General features: G+C 60.7%; 17 protein-coding genes. 7 read left to right on the plus strand and 10 right to left on the minus strand.

Annotated features, from left to right (window positions below; translation table 11 throughout):
- Positions 1–3: 3 nt before the first annotated feature.
- The 6 genes from GRI44_RS07745 to GRI44_RS07770 all read right to left on the minus strand — a co-directional run bounded on the left by GRI44_RS07745 (position 4) and on the right by GRI44_RS07770 (position 5,707).
- Positions 4–618 carry a response regulator transcription factor gene (locus GRI44_RS07745; RefSeq protein ID WP_160600897.1) on the minus strand — a complete coding sequence of 205 codons (615 nt, stop codon included), beginning with the start codon at positions 616–618 and terminating at the stop codon, positions 4–6.
- Positions 619–825: 207 nt separating this feature from the next.
- Entirely contained in the window at positions 826–1,569 is a 744-nt protein-coding gene (locus GRI44_RS07750; protein ID WP_160600899.1) for a proteasome-type protease, read from the minus strand.
- Positions 1,570–1,674: 105 nt separating this feature from the next.
- Complete coding sequence (locus GRI44_RS07755; protein WP_160600901.1) at positions 1,675–2,490, minus strand: transglutaminase family protein; 816 nt, start codon at positions 2,488–2,490, stop codon at positions 1,675–1,677.
- Between the two features lie 3 nt (positions 2,491–2,493).
- Positions 2,494–3,438, minus strand: a complete 945-nt coding sequence (locus GRI44_RS07760) for an alpha-E domain-containing protein (RefSeq protein WP_160600903.1) — start codon at positions 3,436–3,438, stop codon at positions 2,494–2,496.
- A gap of 31 nt (positions 3,439–3,469) precedes the next feature.
- Positions 3,470–4,897, minus strand: coding sequence for a circularly permuted type 2 ATP-grasp protein (locus tag GRI44_RS07765; RefSeq protein WP_160600905.1), 1,428 nt, complete (start codon positions 4,895–4,897; stop codon positions 3,470–3,472).
- A gap of 72 nt (positions 4,898–4,969) precedes the next feature.
- Entirely contained in the window at positions 4,970–5,707 is a 738-nt protein-coding gene (locus GRI44_RS07770; protein ID WP_202386163.1) for an alpha/beta hydrolase family protein, read from the minus strand.
- 132 nt (positions 5,708–5,839) lie between these two features.
- On the opposite strand from GRI44_RS07770, the gene uvrB reads away from it, so the two are divergent.
- Positions 5,840–8,026, plus strand: coding sequence for an excinuclease ABC subunit UvrB (uvrB, locus tag GRI44_RS07775; RefSeq protein ID WP_160600909.1), 2,187 nt, complete (start codon positions 5,840–5,842; stop codon positions 8,024–8,026).
- Positions 8,027–8,194: 168 nt separating this feature from the next.
- Positions 8,195–8,761: a hypothetical protein gene (locus GRI44_RS07780; protein ID WP_160600911.1), complete on the plus strand. Its 567-nt coding sequence runs from the start codon at positions 8,195–8,197 to the stop codon at positions 8,759–8,761.
- On the opposite strand, the gene GRI44_RS07785 is transcribed toward GRI44_RS07780, so the two are convergent.
- Positions 8,664–10,841 carry a protein-disulfide reductase DsbD family protein gene (locus tag GRI44_RS07785; RefSeq protein ID WP_160600913.1) on the minus strand — a complete coding sequence of 726 codons (2,178 nt, stop codon included), beginning with the start codon at positions 10,839–10,841 and terminating at the stop codon, positions 8,664–8,666. The two genes, GRI44_RS07780 and GRI44_RS07785, sit on opposite strands and share 98 nt — an antisense overlap.
- A gap of 85 nt (positions 10,842–10,926) precedes the next feature.
- Between GRI44_RS07785 and GRI44_RS07790 the strand changes: the two genes are divergently transcribed.
- A complete protein-coding gene (locus tag GRI44_RS07790) occupies positions 10,927–12,141 on the plus strand; it encodes an FAD-dependent monooxygenase (protein ID WP_160600915.1) in 1,215 nt (404 codons plus the stop codon).
- Between the two features lie 39 nt (positions 12,142–12,180).
- Here GRI44_RS07790 and GRI44_RS07795 read toward each other — a convergent pair whose 3' ends face one another.
- Genes GRI44_RS07795 through hemC form a run of 3 tightly spaced genes read right to left on the minus strand, consistent with a single transcriptional unit; the run spans position 12,181 to position 14,835 of the window.
- The gene (locus GRI44_RS07795) at positions 12,181–13,107 is read right to left on the minus strand and encodes an MICOS complex subunit MIC60 (protein WP_160600918.1); all 927 of its coding nucleotides are present in this window, start codon (positions 13,105–13,107) and stop codon (positions 12,181–12,183) included.
- Between the two features lie 58 nt (positions 13,108–13,165).
- Positions 13,166–13,870 carry a uroporphyrinogen-III synthase gene (locus GRI44_RS07800; protein ID WP_160600920.1) on the minus strand — a complete coding sequence of 235 codons (705 nt, stop codon included), beginning with the start codon at positions 13,868–13,870 and terminating at the stop codon, positions 13,166–13,168.
- Positions 13,870–14,835, minus strand: coding sequence for a hydroxymethylbilane synthase (gene hemC, locus GRI44_RS07805; RefSeq protein WP_160600922.1), 966 nt, complete (start codon positions 14,833–14,835; stop codon positions 13,870–13,872). The genes GRI44_RS07800 and hemC overlap by 1 nt, the downstream gene beginning before the upstream one ends.
- Positions 14,836–14,879: 44 nt before the next feature.
- On the opposite strand from hemC, the gene tsaD reads away from it, so the two are divergent.
- From tsaD to GRI44_RS07825, 4 genes are all read left to right on the plus strand, one after another.
- On the plus strand, positions 14,880–15,914 hold the full coding sequence (gene tsaD, locus GRI44_RS07810; RefSeq protein WP_160600924.1) for a tRNA (adenosine(37)-N6)-threonylcarbamoyltransferase complex transferase subunit TsaD: 1,035 nt from the start codon (positions 14,880–14,882) through the stop codon (positions 15,912–15,914).
- Positions 15,911–16,915: an NAD(P)H-dependent glycerol-3-phosphate dehydrogenase gene (locus GRI44_RS07815; RefSeq protein WP_160600926.1), complete on the plus strand. Its 1,005-nt coding sequence runs from the start codon at positions 15,911–15,913 to the stop codon at positions 16,913–16,915. Before tsaD ends, GRI44_RS07815 begins: the two co-directional genes overlap by 4 nt.
- Positions 16,912–18,417 (plus strand): lipopolysaccharide biosynthesis protein, encoded by a 1,506-nt coding sequence (locus GRI44_RS07820; RefSeq protein ID WP_332872378.1) that lies wholly within the window; start codon positions 16,912–16,914, stop codon positions 18,415–18,417. The genes GRI44_RS07815 and GRI44_RS07820 overlap by 4 nt, the downstream gene beginning before the upstream one ends.
- 71 nt (positions 18,418–18,488) lie before the next feature.
- Positions 18,489–19,229, plus strand: coding sequence for an OmpA family protein (locus GRI44_RS07825; RefSeq protein WP_160600928.1), 741 nt, complete (start codon positions 18,489–18,491; stop codon positions 19,227–19,229).
- Positions 19,230–19,262: the final 33 nt, after the last annotated feature.

The following is a 19,262-nucleotide window of genomic DNA, read 5'->3' on the forward strand; positions in this document are numbered from 1 at the left end:
CCTTTACGCTGCGGCAGTCATATCCGCTTCAATTTGCAACCGTACCGCTTCTGCAGCGTGTTTTGCCCCCAGTTTCGCCATCATGTTGGCCCGGTGAATTTCGACCGTTCGTGGGCTGATCTCCAGTTCGCGGGCGATCACCTTGTTGCTGCTGCCTGCAGCCAGCCATTGCAGTACTTCGCGTTCGCGGGTGGACAGGAAAGCGATGCGGCTTTGCGCTTCGATCATGCGGCGCCGCGCCTGCCCGTGGGCGGCAACTTCCACGCTGATTTTGGCCAGCGTCAGGTTGAACCGTTGAAGATCCAGCGGCAGCGGCAGATAATCCAGCGCGCCAGCCTTGATCGCGGCCACGATGCGCACGGTTGATGGCTCGGTATCGGTCGCAATCATTGGCAGCCAATGCCCTGCATCGGCCAGCCGCCGCAGCACTTCGGGAACCCCGCCAGTTTCGTGATCATCCCGTACCACCAGAATGCCGGTCTCGGGCAAATGGTCGATCAGTTCATCTGCCGAAGCATAAACCTCCGCATGATGGCCCAGATTAAAGGCGATGCGTGATAATTCCGCCCGCAGCCTGCTGGATGGGTCGATGAAGCGAAGGATAAGTTGTTGTTCCATAAGTGCGATTGTGCCGCGCTTATGGCTGTCCCGCATCCCGCATTACTACCAAAGCGGATGGTTAGCGATTGTTAACCACGTTCGTTTTGCCGCTCTGCAGACCCGTATGCGGACCCGTGCAGGAACCGTGCAATTGCTCCGGATCGGACATAAATTAGGCAACAATCCCTATCGCATTAACCCCTAGGCATTTTCCGCTACGTAGTACTACTTGGAATAGAAGCTGTAATCCGGCAAGGAATGGAAGGCGGATTTGAGCGCATCACCCCAACTGGATGATATTGCCTGAAAATAAGGGTCATCCTGCGCGATTCGTTTTTCATGCGTCGGCGCGAATGCGTCCCGCTCAATCACCATCAAATCAAGCGGCAAGCCCACTGACAAATTCGCCTTCAGAGTGGAATCAAACGACACAATCAGCAATTTGACCGCATCTTCAAAGCTCATTGAACGGTCATATCCGCGAATGATGATCGGCCGGCCATATTTGGTTTCCCCAATCTGGAAAAACGGCGTGTCGAAGCTGGCTTCGATAAAATTGCCTTCCGGATATACCATGAACAGGCGCGGTTCCATGCCGGCAATCTGGCCTGCCACGATTACAGACGCGGTGAACTTCCCTTTTCCGGTAAGGCCGTTGGCTGACTGGCGTTCGCTGATTGTCTCGCGCACCAGCTTTCCGATTTCTGTCGCCACCTGAAACATGGTGGGGGCGCCAAGCAGCGTATTGATGCGGTCGTCCGGAGTTTTGGTGCGTTCTTCCAACTGGCTGATAACTGCCTGGGTGGTCGCCAGATTGCCAGCGGTCATTACCGAAATGATGCGTTCCCCCGGCACGTTCCAGTGAAACATTTTGCGAAAGACAGAGATATTGTCGACGCCCGAATTCGTCCGAGTATCGCTCATCATCACGATACCTTTCTCGACCAGCATTCCCACACAATATGTCATTACAATTTTCCTTCGTCCGGACGCGTCTGCTGGGCGCCGGCTTCTGCCTGTTCAAAGGTCGAGAACGTTTACTGCCACATGGCGATAGTGCAAATGCGGCAGGGCTTACTGTTCTACCTGCTGCTGCTCGACCGACACCTCGACCTCCAGGGCCTGCGATGATCCGCCATAGCTGATGCCCGTAATGGGCGCGGCATCGCGGTAATCGCGCCCCGTGGCCACCCGCACATAGCGCGGATCGGGGCTGATCCCGTTGGATACGTCAAACCCGACCCAGCCCAGCCCATCGACATGGGCTTCTGCCCATGCATGCGTTGCTTCCTGCTCAATCCGGTCGTCCATCATGAGATAGCCGCTGACGTAACGGGCCGGAATGTCCATGGCGCGCGCAGCGCCGATGAAGATATGCGCGTGATCCTGACACACGCCTGCGCCTTGTATCAGGGCTTCTTCAGCGGTGGTTTCAACCCCGGTCTGGCCGATCTGATATTCCACCGTTTCCAGAATGCGGGATGACAGGGCGTGCAACAGCCCCACCTTGTCGGCAGAGTGGGCTGAAATACTTTTGATCAGTTCTTTCACGCGCGGGCCGGGTTTGGTCAGATTTGTCTGGCTGAGGAATGACCACAGGGGCAGATGGCCGGAATGGGCCCCGATCATGCCGGAATTATCCTGCGTATCCACCACGCCTTCGCAGCGGATGACCACTTCCCTTGTGCCCGGTTTGACCGACACCAGCGTTACGCGGTTAAAATGCTGATCATCATATTCCAGTTCGCGGATGGCATTTTCATAATGCATGTCCCACGACACGATCTGCTGGCCCTGGGTGGCTTTCGGCGTCAGCCGCAGCCGCTGCAATGCGTGAACGACCGGCTCGTTGAAATTATATCGGGTGGTATGGCGGATGGCTAGACGCATGGCTTACGCGGTAAACCGGTAGTCTTCGGCGATGGCACTGCCGATGGCGGCATTGCTGCTCATGAAATCTGTCAGGAACCGGTGCAGGCCCATCTCGAACACTTCATCCACGGTCATGTCTGCCAGCCGCGTATCGGCATCCCGCATAAGTTCATTGCTCAACCCTTCTGCTCCATGGATTTTTGCCAGCGCCCGCAGATTATCGCGCAGCGCCGAATGGCAGAATGCCAGGCTGCGCGGGAACCGGTTATCCAGCAGCAGGAATTCCACAATGCCGCGCGCATCAATCTGCCCGGCATTGAGGAAACGGTAGCCCCGGTCACCCGAAACAGAGCGCAGGACAGTGTCCCACTGGCCCGTATCATGCGTTGACCCGACATAGGAAAATGACGGCAGCAGCAGATAATATTTGATGTCCAGAATGCGGGCCGTGCTTTCGCCACGTTCCAGAAATGTGCCGGCGCGGGCAAAATGATAGCCTTCGCTGCGCAGCATGGAACCGGCCATGGCGCCGTGCACCAGCGTGCCGCCGCGCCTGACCATGGCAACCACCTGCCCCACGGTGGACTGGGTTACAGGGCGCGCCAGCATATCCTTGATCTGCATCCAGCTTTCGTTGATCGCTTCCCACAATTCGCTGCTGATCGCATTGCGGGACAGGCGCGCATTGGTCCGCACCTGATCAAACATCTGCATGACGCTGGAATGATTATCCTTGTCGCGCAGAATGAAATTCCACGTCTGCACGCCGGTATAGGTGCCGTGCTTGGCTTCATAAGCCCTGCGTTGTCCGGCAGTCTGAATGACCGAGCGCCATTCTTCTTCAGAACTGACCAGATCACGCGTCAACGCCATGCGCAGCCCTGCATCCAGCAGGCGGGCAGTGTTTTCCGCCCGTTCCAGATAGCGGAACATCCAGAACAGCCCATTGGCTGTGCGGCCTAGCATTGGCTGGCCCCTTTATCCGTAAAGCGCGCCATCAGTCCTTCAGCACCCAAGTATCCTTGGTGCCGCCGCCCTGGCTGGAATTTACCACCAGCGAACCCTTCTTCATGGCCACCCGCGTCAAGCCGCCAGCCGTAATGTCGATATTATCCGGCGAGACAAGAACGAAGGGCCGCAGATCGACATGGCGCGGTGCCAAGCCCTTCTTGGTGAAAATGGGGCACGTGGACAGCGCCAGCGTGGGCTGCGCGATATAATTGGTGGGGTTTGCTTCCAGCTTCTTGCGGAAATCCGCCAGTTCGCGGCGTGACGAGGTGGGGCCGATCAACATGCCATAGCCGCCGGACCCGTGGACTTCCTTGACCACCAGATCAGCCAGATGGTCCAGCACATAGGCCAGGCTGTCCGCTTCCGAGCAGCGCCATGTCTGGACATTGGGCAGCAGCGGCTTTTCGCCGGTATAGAATTCGACGATTTCCGGCATGAAACTGTAAATCGCCTTGTCATCGCACACACCGGTTCCGGGCGCATTGGCAATGGTGACGCCGCCTGCACGGTACACATCCATGATGCCGGGAATGCCCAGCACGCTGTCGGCATTGAACGTCAGCGGATCGAGATAATCATCATCAACCCTGCGGTAAATAACATCGACCGGCTTGAAACCGCGGGTGGTGCGCATGCCCACACGGCCGTCGATGACCCTGAGGTCAGTGCCCTCCACCAGTTCCGCGCCCATCTGGTCCGCCAGAAAAGCGTGTTCGAAATAGGCGCTGTTGAAAATTCCCGGCGTCAGCACGGCCACCACCGGCTTGCCCTGGGTTACAGATGGCGCGCAGGCAGCCAGACTTTTGGCCAGGCGGCGCGGATAATCCGACACCGGTTCCACGCCGACGCGGGTGAACAGTTCGGGGAACATCGACATCATGGTTTCGCGGTTTTCCAGCATGTAGCTGACACCCGATGGCGTGCGCGCATTGTCTTCCAGCACATACCATTCATCCGGCCCAGTGCGGACCAGATCGATACCAACGATATGCGTGTAAACCCCGCCCGGCGGGGTAAAGCCGACCATATTGGGCAGCCACGCGTCATTATTGCGGAACAACCGTTCCGGCACCCGCCCGGCCCGGATGATTTCCTGCCGGTGATACAGATCATACATGAATGCATTAAGCGCACGCACGCGCTGTTCGATACCGCGGGTCAACCGCCGCCATTCGCCCGCATCAATGATGCGCGGCACCATGTCAAAGGGGATCAGCCGTTCCTCGGCTTCGTCTTCGCCATACACATTGAAAGTGATACCGGTACGGCGAAAGCTGCCTTCCGCTTCGAAATGCTTGCGCCTCAGAAAATCGGACTGCTGCTCTTCATGCCAGTTGCAATATTCACCATAGGCAGGGCGGATGCTGCCGTCCGGCTTGTGCATCTCGTCAAATTTGGCCGCTGCCTCAGTCATGAACCCCCTGATGGTGTGATTGTCCGCAAGCCCGTTACCTAAAGCAACTGCCGCATTATTAAACCCAAAGGTTCAACTAACTTCTAGTTCCCGTAAAACCGCCAGGATCGATTCTTCGGAATAGGCAAAGCCGATATGGGTGCAGCGCAGCGCCACCGCGCGATCACGCTCGCCTTGCCTGCCGCAGGAACTACGGGGGCTGACAATGCCGTCGCGCGCGCTCCAGAAAGCGATGGTGGGCACGGGCGGTTTTCCCGATACATCCTGCGAAACAGGCGGCGTTTCCACGCTATGTCCGGTGACAAACTGGTAAATACGCCACGCATTATTGGCCCGCGGGCTGCCCGAAAACGGGGATCCCATCGTAATCACCTTGGCCACTGCTTCAGGATGGCGCTTGGCCAGTTCGCGCGCGAACAGCCCGCCCAGGCTCCATCCCACCAGCACCACCGGTTCACCATAACGGTCATGCAGATCAAGCAGGCGCTGTTCCAATATGGCAAAGTTTTCCGGCGTCGGGCCCAGATTGAACCCCATGCCCCAGCGTTTTACCTTGTGGCCAGCGCGTTCAAGCTGCCGCGCCATATAGCGCATCCTGATGGGGTGAGTGCCAAAGCCGGGCAACAGCATCACCTTGCGGGGCTGCTCCGCCGGCTGGATATCAATATGTCGGCCCAGCCGCCTGAATGGTTCGATCACCGCCTGCGTTTCTGCCAGCAGGCGCAAGATGGAAGGGGAGCGGACATCCTCGGGCGCAGCTTCCCGCGCCAGAGCCAGCCGCTCGGCCAGGCTGGTGCCTTCAATGCTCATCTGTGCCACGTCGCGCATGTGGCAGGCGGCATCCCGAGTTTTCCCATCCTGCTCATGCCTTCTCAAATACCCGTTTCCTCACGCTGTGCCAACTTCTTGCTGTTGCAGGTGATCCTCCCCATATGCACAGCCATGTCAGAACTCGTCATTCGCCGCGGCCTGGAAGAACCCGATACTTCCAGAGATTTCAAACCTCACAAGCCCAAGCGGCCCGAAAAATCCATGCCCGGCCGCAGGTTCGAACTGGTGTCGGAATATGAACCTGCCGGCGACCAGCCGACGGCGATTGCCGAACTGGTGGCAGGGACCAAGGATGACGAACAGACGCAGGTGCTGCTGGGTGTTACCGGCTCCGGCAAGACGTTTACCATGGCCAAGATCATCGAAACCTTGCAGCGCCCCGCGCTGATCCTGGCGCCCAACAAGATTCTGGCGGCCCAGCTTTACGGAGAATTCAAAAGTTTCTTCCCCAATAATGCGGTCGAATATTTCGTCAGCTATTACGATTACTATCAGCCGGAAGCCTATGTGCCGCGGTCCGATACCTATATCGAGAAGGAATCCTCGGTAAACGAGGCGATTGACCGGATGCGCCATTCGGCAACCCGCGCCCTGCTGGAACGCGACGATGTCATCATCGTGGCGTCTGTGTCCTGCCTCTATGGCATCGGTTCTGTCGAAACCTATTCGGCGATGATCTTCGACATCAAGACAGGCGATACGGTCGACCAGCGCGAATTGATCCGCAAGCTGGTGGCCCTGCAATACAAGCGCAATGACGCCGCCTTTGCGCGCGGCAATTTCCGGGTGCGCGGTGATAATCTGGAAATTTTCCCCAGCCATTATGAAGACATGGCATGGCGCGTCAGCTTTTTTGGTGATGACATCGAAAGCATCAGCGAATTTGACCCGCTGACGGGCAAGAAAGGCGCGGCCCTGGAAAAGGTCCGTGTATATGCCAATTCGCATTATGTGACCCCGGGCCCGACCATGAAACAGGCCAGCCAGGCCATCAAGTTCGAGCTGGAAGAACGGCTGAAGGAACTGCACGCCGAAGGCCAGTTGCTGGAAGCGCAGCGGCTGGAACAGCGGACCAATTTTGACCTGGAAATGATTGCCGCCACTGGCAGTTGCGCCGGGATTGAAAATTACTCGCGCTTCCTGACCGGCCGCCTGCCGGGCGAACCGCCGCCGACATTGTTTGAATATCTGCCTGAAAACGCCCTGCTGTTTGTCGATGAAAGCCACCAGACCGTGCCGCAGATCGGCGCGATGGCCAAGGGCGACCACCGCCGCAAGCTGACCCTGGCGGAATATGGCTTCCGCCTGCCCAGCTGTATCGACAACCGGCCGTTGCGCTTCAACGAATGGGACGCGATGCGCCCGCAGACCTTTGCCGTGTCTGCCACGCCCGGAAATTGGGAAATGGACCAGACCGGCGGCGTTTTTGCCGAACAGGTCATTCGGCCCACCGGCCTGATTGATCCGCCGGTGGAAATCCGCCCGACGGAAGATCAGGTGCAGGACTGTATCGAGGAATGCCGCAAGGTCGCGGCCAATGGTTACCGCACGCTGGTGACCACGCTGACCAAGCGGATGGCAGAAGACCTCACCGAATTCATGCACGAAGCGGGCCTGCGGGTGCGTTACATGCATTCCGACGTGGAAACGCTGGAGCGGATCGAGCTGATCCGCGATTTGCGGCTGGGCGTGTATGATGTGCTGGTGGGCATCAACCTGCTGCGCGAAGGGCTGGATATTCCCGAATGCGGCCTTGTCACGATCCTGGACGCGGACAAGGAAGGCTTTCTGCGCTCTGAAACATCGCTCATCCAGACCATTGGCCGTGCGGCGCGCAATGTGGACGGGCGTGTTATTCTCTATGCCGACAGGATGACCGGCAGCATGGAACGGGCCATTGCCGAAACCGACCGCAGGCGCGAAAGACAGCACGAATTCAATGTGAAACATGGCATCACGCCGACCACCATCAAACGCAACATCCAGGATATTGTCGCCCATACTGCCAGCCAGGATGGGGTTACCATCGGCACGGGTGATGATGCGCGCAACAATATGGTGGGTCACAATCTGCGCGGCTATATCGAAGACCTTGAAAAGCGGATGCGCAATGCCGCCGCTGATCTGGAATTCGAGGAAGCAGGCCGGATTCGCGATGAAATCCGCCGGTTGGAAGCAGATGAGCTGGGCATCCCCGATGGCGATAAAAAAGCGCCGCTGGTGGGCAGGTCCAATGAAGGCAAGCCCGGAACGCGCAAGATGCGTTACGGGCAAACCCAGCGCAAATGGAAGAAATGAGGCGGCCTTGCCGCGCATTGAGGCCGTAATTTTCGCCGCAATGATTGCCACCCCGCAGTTGGCGCTTGCCCGCAGGGCACCGGAAGCGATAGGCGAAATCTATGACAAGAAAACTCGCCATGCCCCGTCCCGCTTTCATGCCCGCCAAGACGCTGGCAAATTGAGAATATGGCGATGCGTCTGATCCCCATGTGCGCCGTGCTTGCGCTGTGTGCCTGCAAGCCGCCCGCCACCGATGATTATGTCGAGCGGGTTGATCTGGCCGAAACCAGCGCCGCTGTGGGCGAACCCCTGCCATCGCCCGACGCGACAGATGCAGTATGGGCGCAAACCACGGCTGACCGGATTGTCTATGGTATTCCAGGCCAAGTGCCGTTCCTCGCGCTGGCGTGCGACGTGAATGCCGCTGGCGCTGCACAGATCCATATCACCCGGTTTGCCCCGGCAGATGCGCGGGCCAAGGCGCTGCTTGCGCTGATTGGCAATGGCCATATCGCGCGCCTGCCGGTCGATGCGAAATGGAACGGGCAGGCGTGGTTGTGGGAAGGATCTGTTTCTGCAGATGACCCGCGCAGCGAAGTGCTGACAGGCACACGCAAGATCACTGCCACCTTGCCCGGCGCCGGAATGCTGGACCTTAATCCGAGCCCGATGCCGAGCCAGCTGGTAGAAGCGTGCCGCCAGAAACAGATGGCTGCCGCTCCCCCGAAATTGGCCCCGAAATCGGCCCAGTAACAGGTCCAGTACCAACCAAAGTAACCAGCGTTTCAGGCCCCAGCACCTGACCAAGCTGTTGCGCGCTGCCGCCCGGCGGATACCACAGATATAAAGGCACGCCCGCGGCGCCATGGCTGGTCAGAAAACGGGTAATTTCAGGGTCGCGCCGGGTCCAGTCCCCGACAAGTGCGATGACCCCTGCCTTCGCAAACGCATCACGCGTTGCCTCGCGCTCGATCGCAACGCTTTCGTTGACCTTGCAGCTGAGGCACCAGTCCGCGGTAAACCACACAAACACCGGCTTGCCAGTGCTGCGCGCAGCATCAAGACGCGCCTGCGAAAACGGTTTCGCATCAATCAAGGCGGTTTCAGACCGCGCCGATTGTGGCGGATCATACGCATCAGCCAGCCCAAATGCGAGCACAATGGCAGCGATAATACCTGCCACAGAAGTAAAGCGGAGCGATCTTGTGCCAGCACGCTGCCCGCTGCCCAACGCAGCCAGCGATGCCACCACTGCGGCGCTGATCCCGATGGCCAGAAACGCATATTCGGCCCCTGCCAGCCGCCATATCAGCCATGCCAGCGCGGCCGCTGTCAGCCCCATGGGTATGGCCATGATATGGCGGAAACGTGCCATCCATGGCCCCGGCGCAGGCAGCAGGCGGCGCACGGCAGGGATGAAGCCGACCGCCAGAAACGGCAGCGCCAGACCAAGGCCCAGCGCAGCAAACAGCACCATGGCTTCTACCGGCGGTAACAGCAGCGCTGCGCCAAGCGCGGCGGCCATGAACGGGCCGGTGCACGGCGTTGCTACCACCGCTGCCAGAACGCCTGTCGCAAATGCGCTGGCCGGTTCTCCGCTACGTGTGACAGATACAGATGGCAGTTCGAACATACCGGCAAGATTGGCCGTGATGGCCGCCGCCAGCACCAGCAGGCCCACCACCACACCGGGTTCCTGCAACTGGAACGCCCAGCCCACCTGTTCGCCCGCTGCGCGCAGTGCCAGCACAAGTCCGCCCAGTGCGGTGCACGCCAGAATGACGCCGGCACTATAGGCCAGCGCTTCCTTGCGCGCCTGCCGTTCATTTTCGCCAGCGCGGGCAAGACTGAGGGCTTTGAGGCTGAGAATGGGAAAGACGCACGGCATGATATTCAGCAGCAGCCCGCCTGCCGCCGCGCCCAGCAGCAGCACCAAAAGCGATGGCAGCATAGCGCCATTTGGGGCCACAGGAACGCCAGCGGCACCGACCGCCCCTTTGTCTGCGCCAAAGTGGACGCCATCATCCTCGTCAAACGCCAGAATGCCTTCGATAGCATCCGGCGCATCACCGCGCAGCGCCAACGGGATTTCCGCAATCAGCTGGTTGCCCCTGCGGCTGAAACGCTGCGGCGCGGCATAATTGATGATGTCAGTACTGCCGAGAAAGATATGCGGGCGTTCCAGCGGCAGGGTGGCCGGCACCGGAATGGCAAGACGCAGCAATTCATCCGTAATTTCAAAGGCAGCACGCTGGTCCAGCAGCGCCGGTATTGCCGCGCGCCAGGCTGCAAAGCGCGGCGCATCGGATGCTGTGCCGCTGGTGGCCAGCCGAAACTGCAGCTGAGCATTTTCGGGCACGCAAATGACATCGGTGCAGGCCAGCCACTGCGCATCCAGCGCAATCGGAACGCCTGTTTGCGGCAGCGTGCCAGCAGGCACGTGCAGCGGCACCAGCACCGCATATGGGCCTTTGTAAACGTGGTTCATCAGCCCGCTGATCAGCAATTGACGGGGCACGGGATATTCCGGCTCGCTCGCTTGCCAACCGGCGGGCAATTGCCACTTCAGCTGCATTCCATAGCCAGCATCGCCGGGATTGCGCCAATATCCGTGCCAGCCATCATCCGGTGTAAAATGAATGGCCACCATTACTGTCTGCCCCGCCGCTATTGGCCCTTCGGCGGCAAGCTGCGCTGCAATATGGGTCGGCCGCGCTGCTTCCTGCGCGACCCCGACTGCAGGAACCGCCAGCGCCATGACCAGAGCTACAGCCACAGCCATCAGCGCGAGAATTTTCTGCACCAGTCTGATCGGGATGATAGTCTTGTCCATCGGCGGCATTGTCCTTGCACGACCACGCGGTCATGGCCAAGGAGATGTTGCATCCTGCGTTGAATAAAAGGCGGCGAGACTGACCATGAGCGAAAAGCGTGATCTTCTGATATTGGGCGGCGGCCTTGTCGGGATGACCCTGGCGCTGGCCGCAGCCAGAAAAGGCATCAGCAGCCATGTCGTGGACCGCGCCGATCCGGCTGACCTGACCGCAGATGGGTTCGATGGCCGCGCATCGGCCATTTCAACTGCCAGCTGGAATCTGTTTACCAATATTGGCCTGGCTGAACGGCTGGAACCGCATGGCTGCCCCATCCAGTCCATCGCCGTGTCCGACCAATTGCGCCCGGGACGGCTGGATTTTACGCCAGAACCGCATGAAGGATCGCTCGGGCGGATGTTTGCCAACCGCGAATTGCGGCTGGCGCTGTTTGAAGCGGCCAAGGCTGAACCGTTGATTTCGTGGAATTCAAAAGTCGAAGTTACCGCCCGCAGCCGCGGCGAACACGGCGTGGAAGCCACCTTGGCAGACGGGCACACAGTGGCGGCCCGGTTGATGATCGCGGCGGAAGGGCGCAATTCACCCACGCGTGAGGAAGCCGGGCTGGTGGTAGCCAAATGGGATTATACCCACCGGGCCATCATTGCCGGGCTGACCCATGAATTGCCGCATGAAAATGTGGCATGGGAAATATTCTACGCCCAAGGGCCATTTGCCCTGCTGCCGATGCTGGATGATGCCGATGGCCGCCATCGCAGCGCGCTGGTGTGGACAGTAAGCGAAGCCGATGCCGCTGGCGTTCTCAAACTGTCCGACCGGGCGTTTCTGGCCGAAGTGGAAAAGCGCATGGGTGATATTTTCGGCGCAGTAACTTCGGTGGCGGCGCGATCATCCTTCCCGCTCGGCTTCCACCATACTGCCCGCATCACCGCGCCGCGTCTGGCGCTGGTGGGCGATGCTGCCCATGGCATCCATCCCATCGCCGGACAGGGTCTGAACCTTGGCCTGCGCGATGTGGGCGCATTGGTGCAGGTTCTGGCAGATGGCATGAAACTGGGGCTGGAAGCAGGTGATGCGCAATTGCTGGCGCGTTATGAAAAATGGCGCGGGCTGGATGCCTTTACCGTGGCATTGGCAACAGATGGGCTGACCAGACTGTTTGGCGTTCCGGGCCGTACGGCATCGGCCATCCGGCGTCTGGGCATGGCGGGCATCCAGCGCACACCGGTGCTGAAAAACTGGTTCATGGACGAAGCGCGCGGCGTGACAGGCGATATGCCCGAATTGCTGCAATACTGACGATTGTATTCAGCTTTGGCCTGTGCCGGAGTTACTATCTTATGGATTATTGCTCTGGCTGACGGGGCTTGGCTGTTCGACCAGCTGCCCGCTGCCATCGCGCAAGCGCCGCGGTTCCAGCACGGCTGATGTCTCGATCAGGTCCAGCGCCCGCTGGGCTGCGTCATACCTTTCGGCATCCCTGATCCACCGCGAGGCGCGGCTGGCACCCGGCAACATTTTCACTTCCTCGATGGCTGCCCGCACTCGCCCGCTTTCCAGGAAATAGCGAGCCCGTTCCAGCCGGCGTTCCGGCTGGGGCGATGGCGCCGTTTCGCGCCTGACGATGAACAATTCGCTCAATTCGCGCCGGAACCGGTCAAAGGAAGGTTCCTCGGTTGAATCAGACAATTCCGGCCCCAACCCATCCAACTGCGCCAGCAGCTGATCCAGTGTGACCGGATTGCGCGAAATTTCGATCACCGTGCTGACAGCATTGGGCAGTGCATCGCTGAAACGAAGGCGCAACTGGTCAGCCAGATAGCCAAGTTCCGCGCCCCGTTCCAAGGCACGCCGGGTGGCAAAGGCAATCAGCAGCCCTTCGGCGCGGGCGGCATTGCCGGTTGCGGCCTGCGATTGAAGGTCAAGCCGCGCCAGACGCTGTTCTGCCGCGGCCAGCCGCTGGTCCAGACCGCCCTGTTGCTGAGAAACCCGTTCCACCGCTTCGCTGGCAGCAACGGCCGCCTGGGTTTCTTCAGGGCTTGGCAACCCGGGCGCCCGGGTTGCGGCAGGCGCTGCGCCATCAGGCAGCCCCATTGCGATCTGCGCCGATTTTCCGGACGGCGTCAGCCTGCTCCAGTCACCATCAACCTTATAGGCGACATAGCCAACCAAAGACGCGCCCAGAATGAACGCAGCCAGCGCAACCAGCAGAATGGCGCGCGTAGAACCGGTTTTTCTGCGGCTTTGGCTTGTATGGCTTTCCATCAGTTCCCGTTCTGCAACCCGTGAATTATCGGCCGGGCATAGCGCGCTATATAGTGTGCTATGTGGCCAGACTGTCACTACGTCCTTGGCACATGTCTTTTACCAAGGCCAGCAGGGCAGTTTCGTCAGGCCGCGCAGCATGGCGGATTTCAGCCCATCCGGTAAGAGCGGCGGCCGAGATGCGCGGGCCAAGAGTGGCAAGCGAAATACCGCCAAGGTCCACCCCGTGCCGGGTGCATTCTGCATGAAAATGACGCGCTGCTGCGGCCGAATGCAGCATGACCACCCCGCCATTTGCCAGAAGTTGCGCCAGCTTGGCCGACATGGCCAACGGCTCTGCCTGATAAACAATGCGCTCTGTCACCTGGACATGCGGCGGAATGGCCAGTGGAATCCGTTCCGCGCCCGCAAGGCGCAGAAACCGTATGCTGTCACCATCCAGATTATCAAGCAGGGCCTGCAACCCGCCTGTTCCTGTTTGCGAGACCTGAAATCCGGCAGCCTGGGCGATGGCGGCAGTGGATTTTCCCACTGCATGGACCGGTTTGGCGGCAAATTGCGCCAGTTGCGGCCCGCCGTGGCGGATGGCATTGGCACTGCCGATCAGCAATGCGTCAATGCCCGCTGCGACAGGTGCTTGCCACGCAGCAGGGCGTATTTCAAACAAGGCTTCGCCCCGCACTTCCAGGCCGGCCTTGCTGGCAAGGGCGATTGTCAAACCAAGGCCCGGCTGCGGACGGATGGCGAAAATCTGCCCGGCCATCAGCTGTGCCCAAATGCCCCGTCAGAAGCAGGCCCGTTAAAATACGCCGTGATGCTGGCCGAAGCGCGGCCCAGAAGATCTGCCGCCAACCGCGCAGGCCCGTCATGATCAGTTACATCGAACACAGATTGGCCGGAAATATGCTCGGCCCCGTCAGGGCTGTAGAGCGCGGCTTCCAGCGTTATCTGGCCGCCGTCCACCGCGCTCAGCACGGCAATCGGGCTATGGCAATTGCCGCCCAGCGCAGCCAGCAGGGCCCGCTCTGTCATCACGCCAGTATGGCTGGGGGCATGGTCAATTTCTGCCAGAATTTGCCGCATGGTGTCATCCGACGTACGGCATTCAATCCCGATCGCACCTTGTGCCGGTGCTGGCAGCCATTCATCCACCGCAAGCGGCGTGCCCGTACCGGTGCGGCCCAGACGTTCCAACCCGGCAGCAGCCAGCAGGGTGACGTCCGCTTCGCCCGCTGCCAGTTTTGCCAGACGCGATGCGACATTGCCGCGAAACATGACGATTTCGCAATCTGGCCGGCGATAGAGCATTTGTGCCGCCCGGCGCGGCGCGCTCGTGCCGACACGCGCGCCCTGCGGAATGCCGGTGATGCTGGACGCACCGATCAGCACATCGCGCACATCCGCACGCGGCAGAATGGCGGCGATGGTCAGCGCAGCGGGACGGATTGTTTCCACATCTTTCATGGAATGGACCGCTGCATCAATATGGCCTTGCGCCAGCCATGCATCCAGTTCCTTGGTCCACAAGGCCTTGCCGCCAAGGTCAGCCAGCGGCTGGTTCAAAATCCGGTCCCCGCTGGCGCGCACTGGCACCAGTTCCACCGCGCTTTCATCCCACCCATGGGCAGCACACAGGCGGGCGCGCGTTTCATGGGCCTGCGCCATGGCAAGCGGCGATTGGCGAGTCCCGATACGGATGGGGGCGGATGGTTTGGCGTGTCTGGTCATAGGGCCTACTTGCCCTAGCCATCCATCTCGTTCAGGGGAAGCCCATGGGGATTGTGCTCGGAATAGAATCCAGTTGTGATGAAACGGCAGCGGCTCTGGTCACCACTGACCGGCAGATTATCGCGCAGCGTATCGCATCGCAGGATGAAGCGCATGCACCCTATGGCGGTGTCGTGCCCGAAATCGCCGCGCGCGCCCATGCGGAAAAACTCGCCCCCATGATTGCCGAAGTCATGGCCGAGGCCGCGCTCGATTTTCAGGATCTTGATGCCATTGCCGCAACCGCTGGCCCCGGCCTGATTGGCGGGGTGATGGTAGGGCTGGTCAGTGCCAAGGCGCTGGCAATGGCCAGCGGCGTCCCGCTCCTTGCCATCAACCATCTGGAAGGCCATGCGTTGAGCCCGCGGCTGGCGGATGCCACGCTGGACTTCCCCTATGCCCTGCTGCTGGTTTCAGGCGGGCATTGCCAGATCTTGCAAGTAAACGGCGTGGGCGATTATCGCCGTCTTGCCACCACGATTGACGATGCGCTGGGCGAAGCTTTTGACAAGACGGCCAAGATCCTCGGCCTTGGCTATCCCGGCGGGCCAGCGGTGGAAAAACTGGCCCGCGAAGGCGATGAAAAGGCCGTCCCCCTGCCCCGCCCGCTGCGGGGCAGCAAGGAACCGCATTTTTCCTTCGCTGGCCTCAAAAGCGCGGTGATGCGGGCGAAGGACAGCGGGCAATATCAAAATGCGGATATTGCAGCCAGTTTCCAGCAAGCCGCGATTGACTGCGTGCTGGACCGGTTGCGCGTTTCGCTGGATGCGGCAAGCCCGCTGCCATCACTGGTGGTGGCAGGCGGTGTCGCCGCCAACAGCGCCATCCGCGCCGCGCTGGAACAATTTGCGCAGGTGCGCGCCATGCGGTTTGTTGCACCGCCCCTGTCGCTGTGCACGGATAATGCAGCCATGATTGCCTGGGCGGGCGCAGAACGTCTTGCCACCGGCCAGAATGATCCGCTGGATTTTGCGGCGCGCCCACGCTGGCCGCTTGATCCCGATGCCGAACCGGTGCGCGGTGCAGGAGCCAAGGCATGACGAAACTGGGGGTTCTGGGCGCAGGTGCATGGGGCACGGCGCTGGCGCAAATGCTGGCGTCTGACGGGCGCGATGTGCTGATCTGGGCGCTGGAAACAGAGCTGGTGGATGAAATCAACACCCGTCATACCAATACTCTTTACCTGCCTTCCGCCGCCCTTTCCCCGGCCATCCGCGCGACCGGCGATCTGGCCGAATTTGGCGGCTGCGATGTCATCCTCGCCGTTACTCCGGCGCAGCATCTGGGCAAAGTGCTGGGCACGCTGCTTTCCAGCGTGGCCGCAGCGCCTGCCGATCTGGTTCTGTGCAGCAAGGGGATAGAAGCGGGCACAGGCCGGTTGATGAATGACGTGGCAAAGGATGCAGCGCCCGGCAGCGATATTGCGATCCTGTCCGGCCCGACATTTGCACATGAAGTGGCGGCAGGCATGCCCACTGCCGTGACATTGGCGTGCAGTGGCGGCGCGGCGCAGTGGGACAGGCTTTCACCCGTCATCGCGCGGCCCCAGTTCCGCCCGTATTATTCTGACGATGTCATTGGCGCGGAAATTGGCGGCGCGGTTAAAAACGTGCTGGCGATTGCTTGCGGCGTGGTCGAAGGGCTGGGCCTTGGGCAGAATGCGCGTGCGGCGCTGATTGCGCGCGGATATGCCGAAATGCTTCGTTTTGGCGAGGCGCTGGGCGCTGACCGCGACACGCTGGCGGGCCTGTGCGGCCTGGGTGATCTGGTGCTGACCTGTTCGTCCACGTCCAGCCGCAATTTCTCGCTTGGCAAGGCGCTTGGCGAAGGGCAGCCGGCAGATCTGCTGATGGCGGACCGGCGCACCGTTGCCGAAGGCGCGCATACTGCCCCTGTGCTGACAGAACTGGCCATGCGCCGGGGTGTCGCCATGCCGATTGTGGCGGCCGTTTACCGCCTGCTGGGCGGCGCGCCTGCCGGTGACGTGGTGGCTGGCCTGCTGGCCCGGCCGCTGACCGCCGAACAGGATCAATCTGCGTGACCGAACGCACTGATGAAGGCGATATAGCTGCCCTTGCAAAAGGGGGCAGGACCAATTTCTTCGGCTTTCTGCTGCGGCTGGCAGCGCGCCTGCCCTTCCTGTTTATTGCCGGGCGTCTTTACGGCGCGGATGCGCTGGGGCGTTTCGCATCAGCGCTGGTGATTGTCGAACTGATCGCAATGCTGTGCACCATGGGCGAAAAGCGTGGGCTGGCCCAGCGCCTTTCCGACGGGGGGGCCGATAGCGATCCGGCTGCTGCCACCTGTATCGTGTTTGACGGTTTGCTGGTGGCGCTGCTGTTCGGCAGCGCTGCGGCAGCATTGCTGTATCTGTTTCCGGCGCCGATGTTTCCCAGCGGTGTTTTTACCGAGGCGGACCGGCTGATCGTCCTTGCCATTCCGGCGCTGGCGATGACCGAAATCGCCCTGGCCGCGCAGGCATACAGGTTTGATATCGTCACCACCGTGCGCGCACGCGCCATTGTGGAACCATGGTCCATTTCCATCATGGCGGGGGTGTTGTTCTATCTGATCCCCGACAGCGGCCTGTCCATGGCCTATCTGTTTTCCATCATCGCGGCCGCGCTGACCGCATTCTGGGCCTTGCTGCGCGATTATGGCCTGCCGCGCGACTGGCACCCCAGCCTGAAGCGGATGACCCGCCTGACCGTGCGCGGCCTGCCGCTGGCATCTGCCGATGCCATTGAATGGGGCACGCGCCGGCTGGACCTGTTCATTCTGGGCCTGTTTGCCGCCCCTGCCGCAGTGGGGGTCTATTATGTGGCCCAGCAAGTCGCCAGCCTGCCGCAAAAGCTGAAAACCAGTTTCGAGCCTATTTTGGGCCCGGTCATTACCCGCAACCTGAAAGAAAAGAATTACGCCGCCATTGCCGCGCAGGTCTGCCAGGTGGGCTTCTGGATCATTGCCGCGCAGGCGGGCATTGCGCTGGCACTGGGTGTTCCGGGTGAAGGTGTGATGGGCCTGGTCGGGCCGGGCTTTGTTGCCGGCACCGGCGCATTGGCGTTCCTGCTGGCAGCCGAAGTGGTGGCCGCGACTGCGGTGGTTTCAGAAGCCGCGCTGGTTTATGTCGCACGGCTCAGAAACTTGTCGATTTCGGTCGCCACCATATTGCTGCAGGCTGCGTTGACGGTGGGCGTGATGGTGCTGGCGGACAGATATGGGTTGAGCGATTTTTACCGCGCGGCAGGCGCTGCCATGTCGCTGATGGTGGCGCTGGGGTTGATGTCAGTGGCCAAGGCATGGCTGCTTGGCAGAATTCTGGGCCACAAGGTGAACAACTGGCGCTGGGCGCTGGTATGGGCCGCCGCGCCTGCGGTGGTGGTTGGCTTTGTCGCGACCTTGCTGCCGGAATGGGCAGAACTGCTGTTCGGCATCCCCGCCATCCTGCTGACCTATGGCTGGATTATCTGGCACAAGGGCTTTGGCCCGGAAGACCGTGTCCTGTTCCGCCGCAACATCGGCGGCGGGGACAATCAGGCCTGAACTGGATAGCTGAACCGCAGAAAGATCACGACGCCCTTTGACGCAAGGTGCACCATGGCTAAGGAAGCGCAATGCAACTTCGTCCAACCATTGCCACCAGCGCCGGCGCCCTGCTTGTCATATCGCTCGCCCTTATCGGCAGCGCTTATAGCGCAGCGCCGCTGGCCCAGCGGATGGATGATCTGGCAAAGGACGCCATCGCGCAGCAAGGCGGCCGCGGAATTACTGCCCGCTTTGCCACCAATGGCGGCGCCCCGTCACGGCATCCGCTGCTGCGCGGCGGGACGCGGCTGGATGATGGCACGCGCGCCAAGGTGGCAGAAGCCATCAGCGCCATTCCCGGCGTAGGCGGGGTGCGCTGGGCGGATGGTTCGATCATGGCCGAAAGGCAGGTCGTGCCCATCGCCCCGATGCATTGCCAGGAGGACGTCGAAGCGTTGCTGGCAGCACGCACGCTGCGCTTTGAAGAAGCCAGCAGTGCGATTGACCCGGCGAGCGAGGAATTGCTCGACGAAGTGGCCGCCGCCCTGCGCCCATGTCTGGGCAGCATTATTGCGATTGATGGCCACACCGACAGCCTGGGATCAGAAGCGGCCAATATTGCCTTGTCAAAGGCGCGGGCACTGGCAGTGGAACAGGCACTTTTCAAACGCGGCATTCCGCATGATGGCATGCGCGTGCGCGGGGTCGGTTCGCGCGAGCCGATCGACGGGCTGGACGAAGCAGACCCCGCAAACCGGCGGATCGAATTTTCGGTCATTGCCACTGTCCCGCTGGCCCCCACCCCCGTTGACACACCAGGAGCGCGCTAGACATGCCTATCTGGTTTGAACTCATGATCCTGT

This window comes from Allopontixanthobacter confluentis (assembly GCF_009827615.1).
Classification (GTDB): Bacteria; Pseudomonadota; Alphaproteobacteria; order Sphingomonadales; family Sphingomonadaceae; genus Allopontixanthobacter; species Allopontixanthobacter confluentis.

What these genes read in the sequence shown, in the direction of transcription:
- GRI44_RS07825 (WP_160600928.1), top strand. Translation starts at nt 18,489, where the DNA reads ATGCAACTTCGTCCAACCATTGCCACCAGCGCCGGCGCCCTGCTTGTC.
- GRI44_RS07765 (WP_160600905.1), bottom strand. Translation starts at nt 4,897, where the DNA reads ATGACTGAGGCAGCGGCCAAATTTGACGAGATGCACAAGCCGGACGGC.
- GRI44_RS07795 (WP_160600918.1), bottom strand. Translation starts at nt 13,107, where the DNA reads ATGGAAAGCCATACAAGCCAAAGCCGCAGAAAAACCGGTTCTACGCGC.
- GRI44_RS07770 (WP_202386163.1), bottom strand. Translation starts at nt 5,707, where the DNA reads ATGAGCATTGAAGGCACCAGCCTGGCCGAGCGGCTGGCTCTGGCGCGG.
- GRI44_RS07760 (WP_160600903.1), bottom strand. Translation starts at nt 3,438, where the DNA reads ATGCTAGGCCGCACAGCCAATGGGCTGTTCTGGATGTTCCGCTATCTG.
- GRI44_RS07790 (WP_160600915.1), top strand. Translation starts at nt 10,927, where the DNA reads ATGAGCGAAAAGCGTGATCTTCTGATATTGGGCGGCGGCCTTGTCGGG.
- uvrB (WP_160600909.1), top strand. Translation starts at nt 5,840, where the DNA reads ATGTCAGAACTCGTCATTCGCCGCGGCCTGGAAGAACCCGATACTTCC.
- GRI44_RS07815 (WP_160600926.1), top strand. Translation starts at nt 15,911, where the DNA reads ATGACGAAACTGGGGGTTCTGGGCGCAGGTGCATGGGGCACGGCGCTG.
- GRI44_RS07750 (WP_160600899.1), bottom strand. Translation starts at nt 1,569, where the DNA reads ATGACATATTGTGTGGGAATGCTGGTCGAGAAAGGTATCGTGATGATG.
- GRI44_RS07800 (WP_160600920.1), bottom strand. Translation starts at nt 13,870, where the DNA reads ATGGCCGGGCAGATTTTCGCCATCCGTCCGCAGCCGGGCCTTGGTTTG.
- GRI44_RS07785 (WP_160600913.1), bottom strand. Translation starts at nt 10,841, where the DNA reads ATGGACAAGACTATCATCCCGATCAGACTGGTGCAGAAAATTCTCGCG.
- GRI44_RS07780 (WP_160600911.1), top strand. Translation starts at nt 8,195, where the DNA reads ATGGCGATGCGTCTGATCCCCATGTGCGCCGTGCTTGCGCTGTGTGCC.
- hemC (WP_160600922.1), bottom strand. Translation starts at nt 14,835, where the DNA reads ATGACCAGACACGCCAAACCATCCGCCCCCATCCGTATCGGGACTCGC.
- tsaD (WP_160600924.1), top strand. Translation starts at nt 14,880, where the DNA reads ATGGGGATTGTGCTCGGAATAGAATCCAGTTGTGATGAAACGGCAGCG.
- GRI44_RS07745 (WP_160600897.1), bottom strand. Translation starts at nt 618, where the DNA reads ATGGAACAACAACTTATCCTTCGCTTCATCGACCCATCCAGCAGGCTG.
- GRI44_RS07755 (WP_160600901.1), bottom strand. Translation starts at nt 2,490, where the DNA reads ATGCGTCTAGCCATCCGCCATACCACCCGATATAATTTCAACGAGCCG.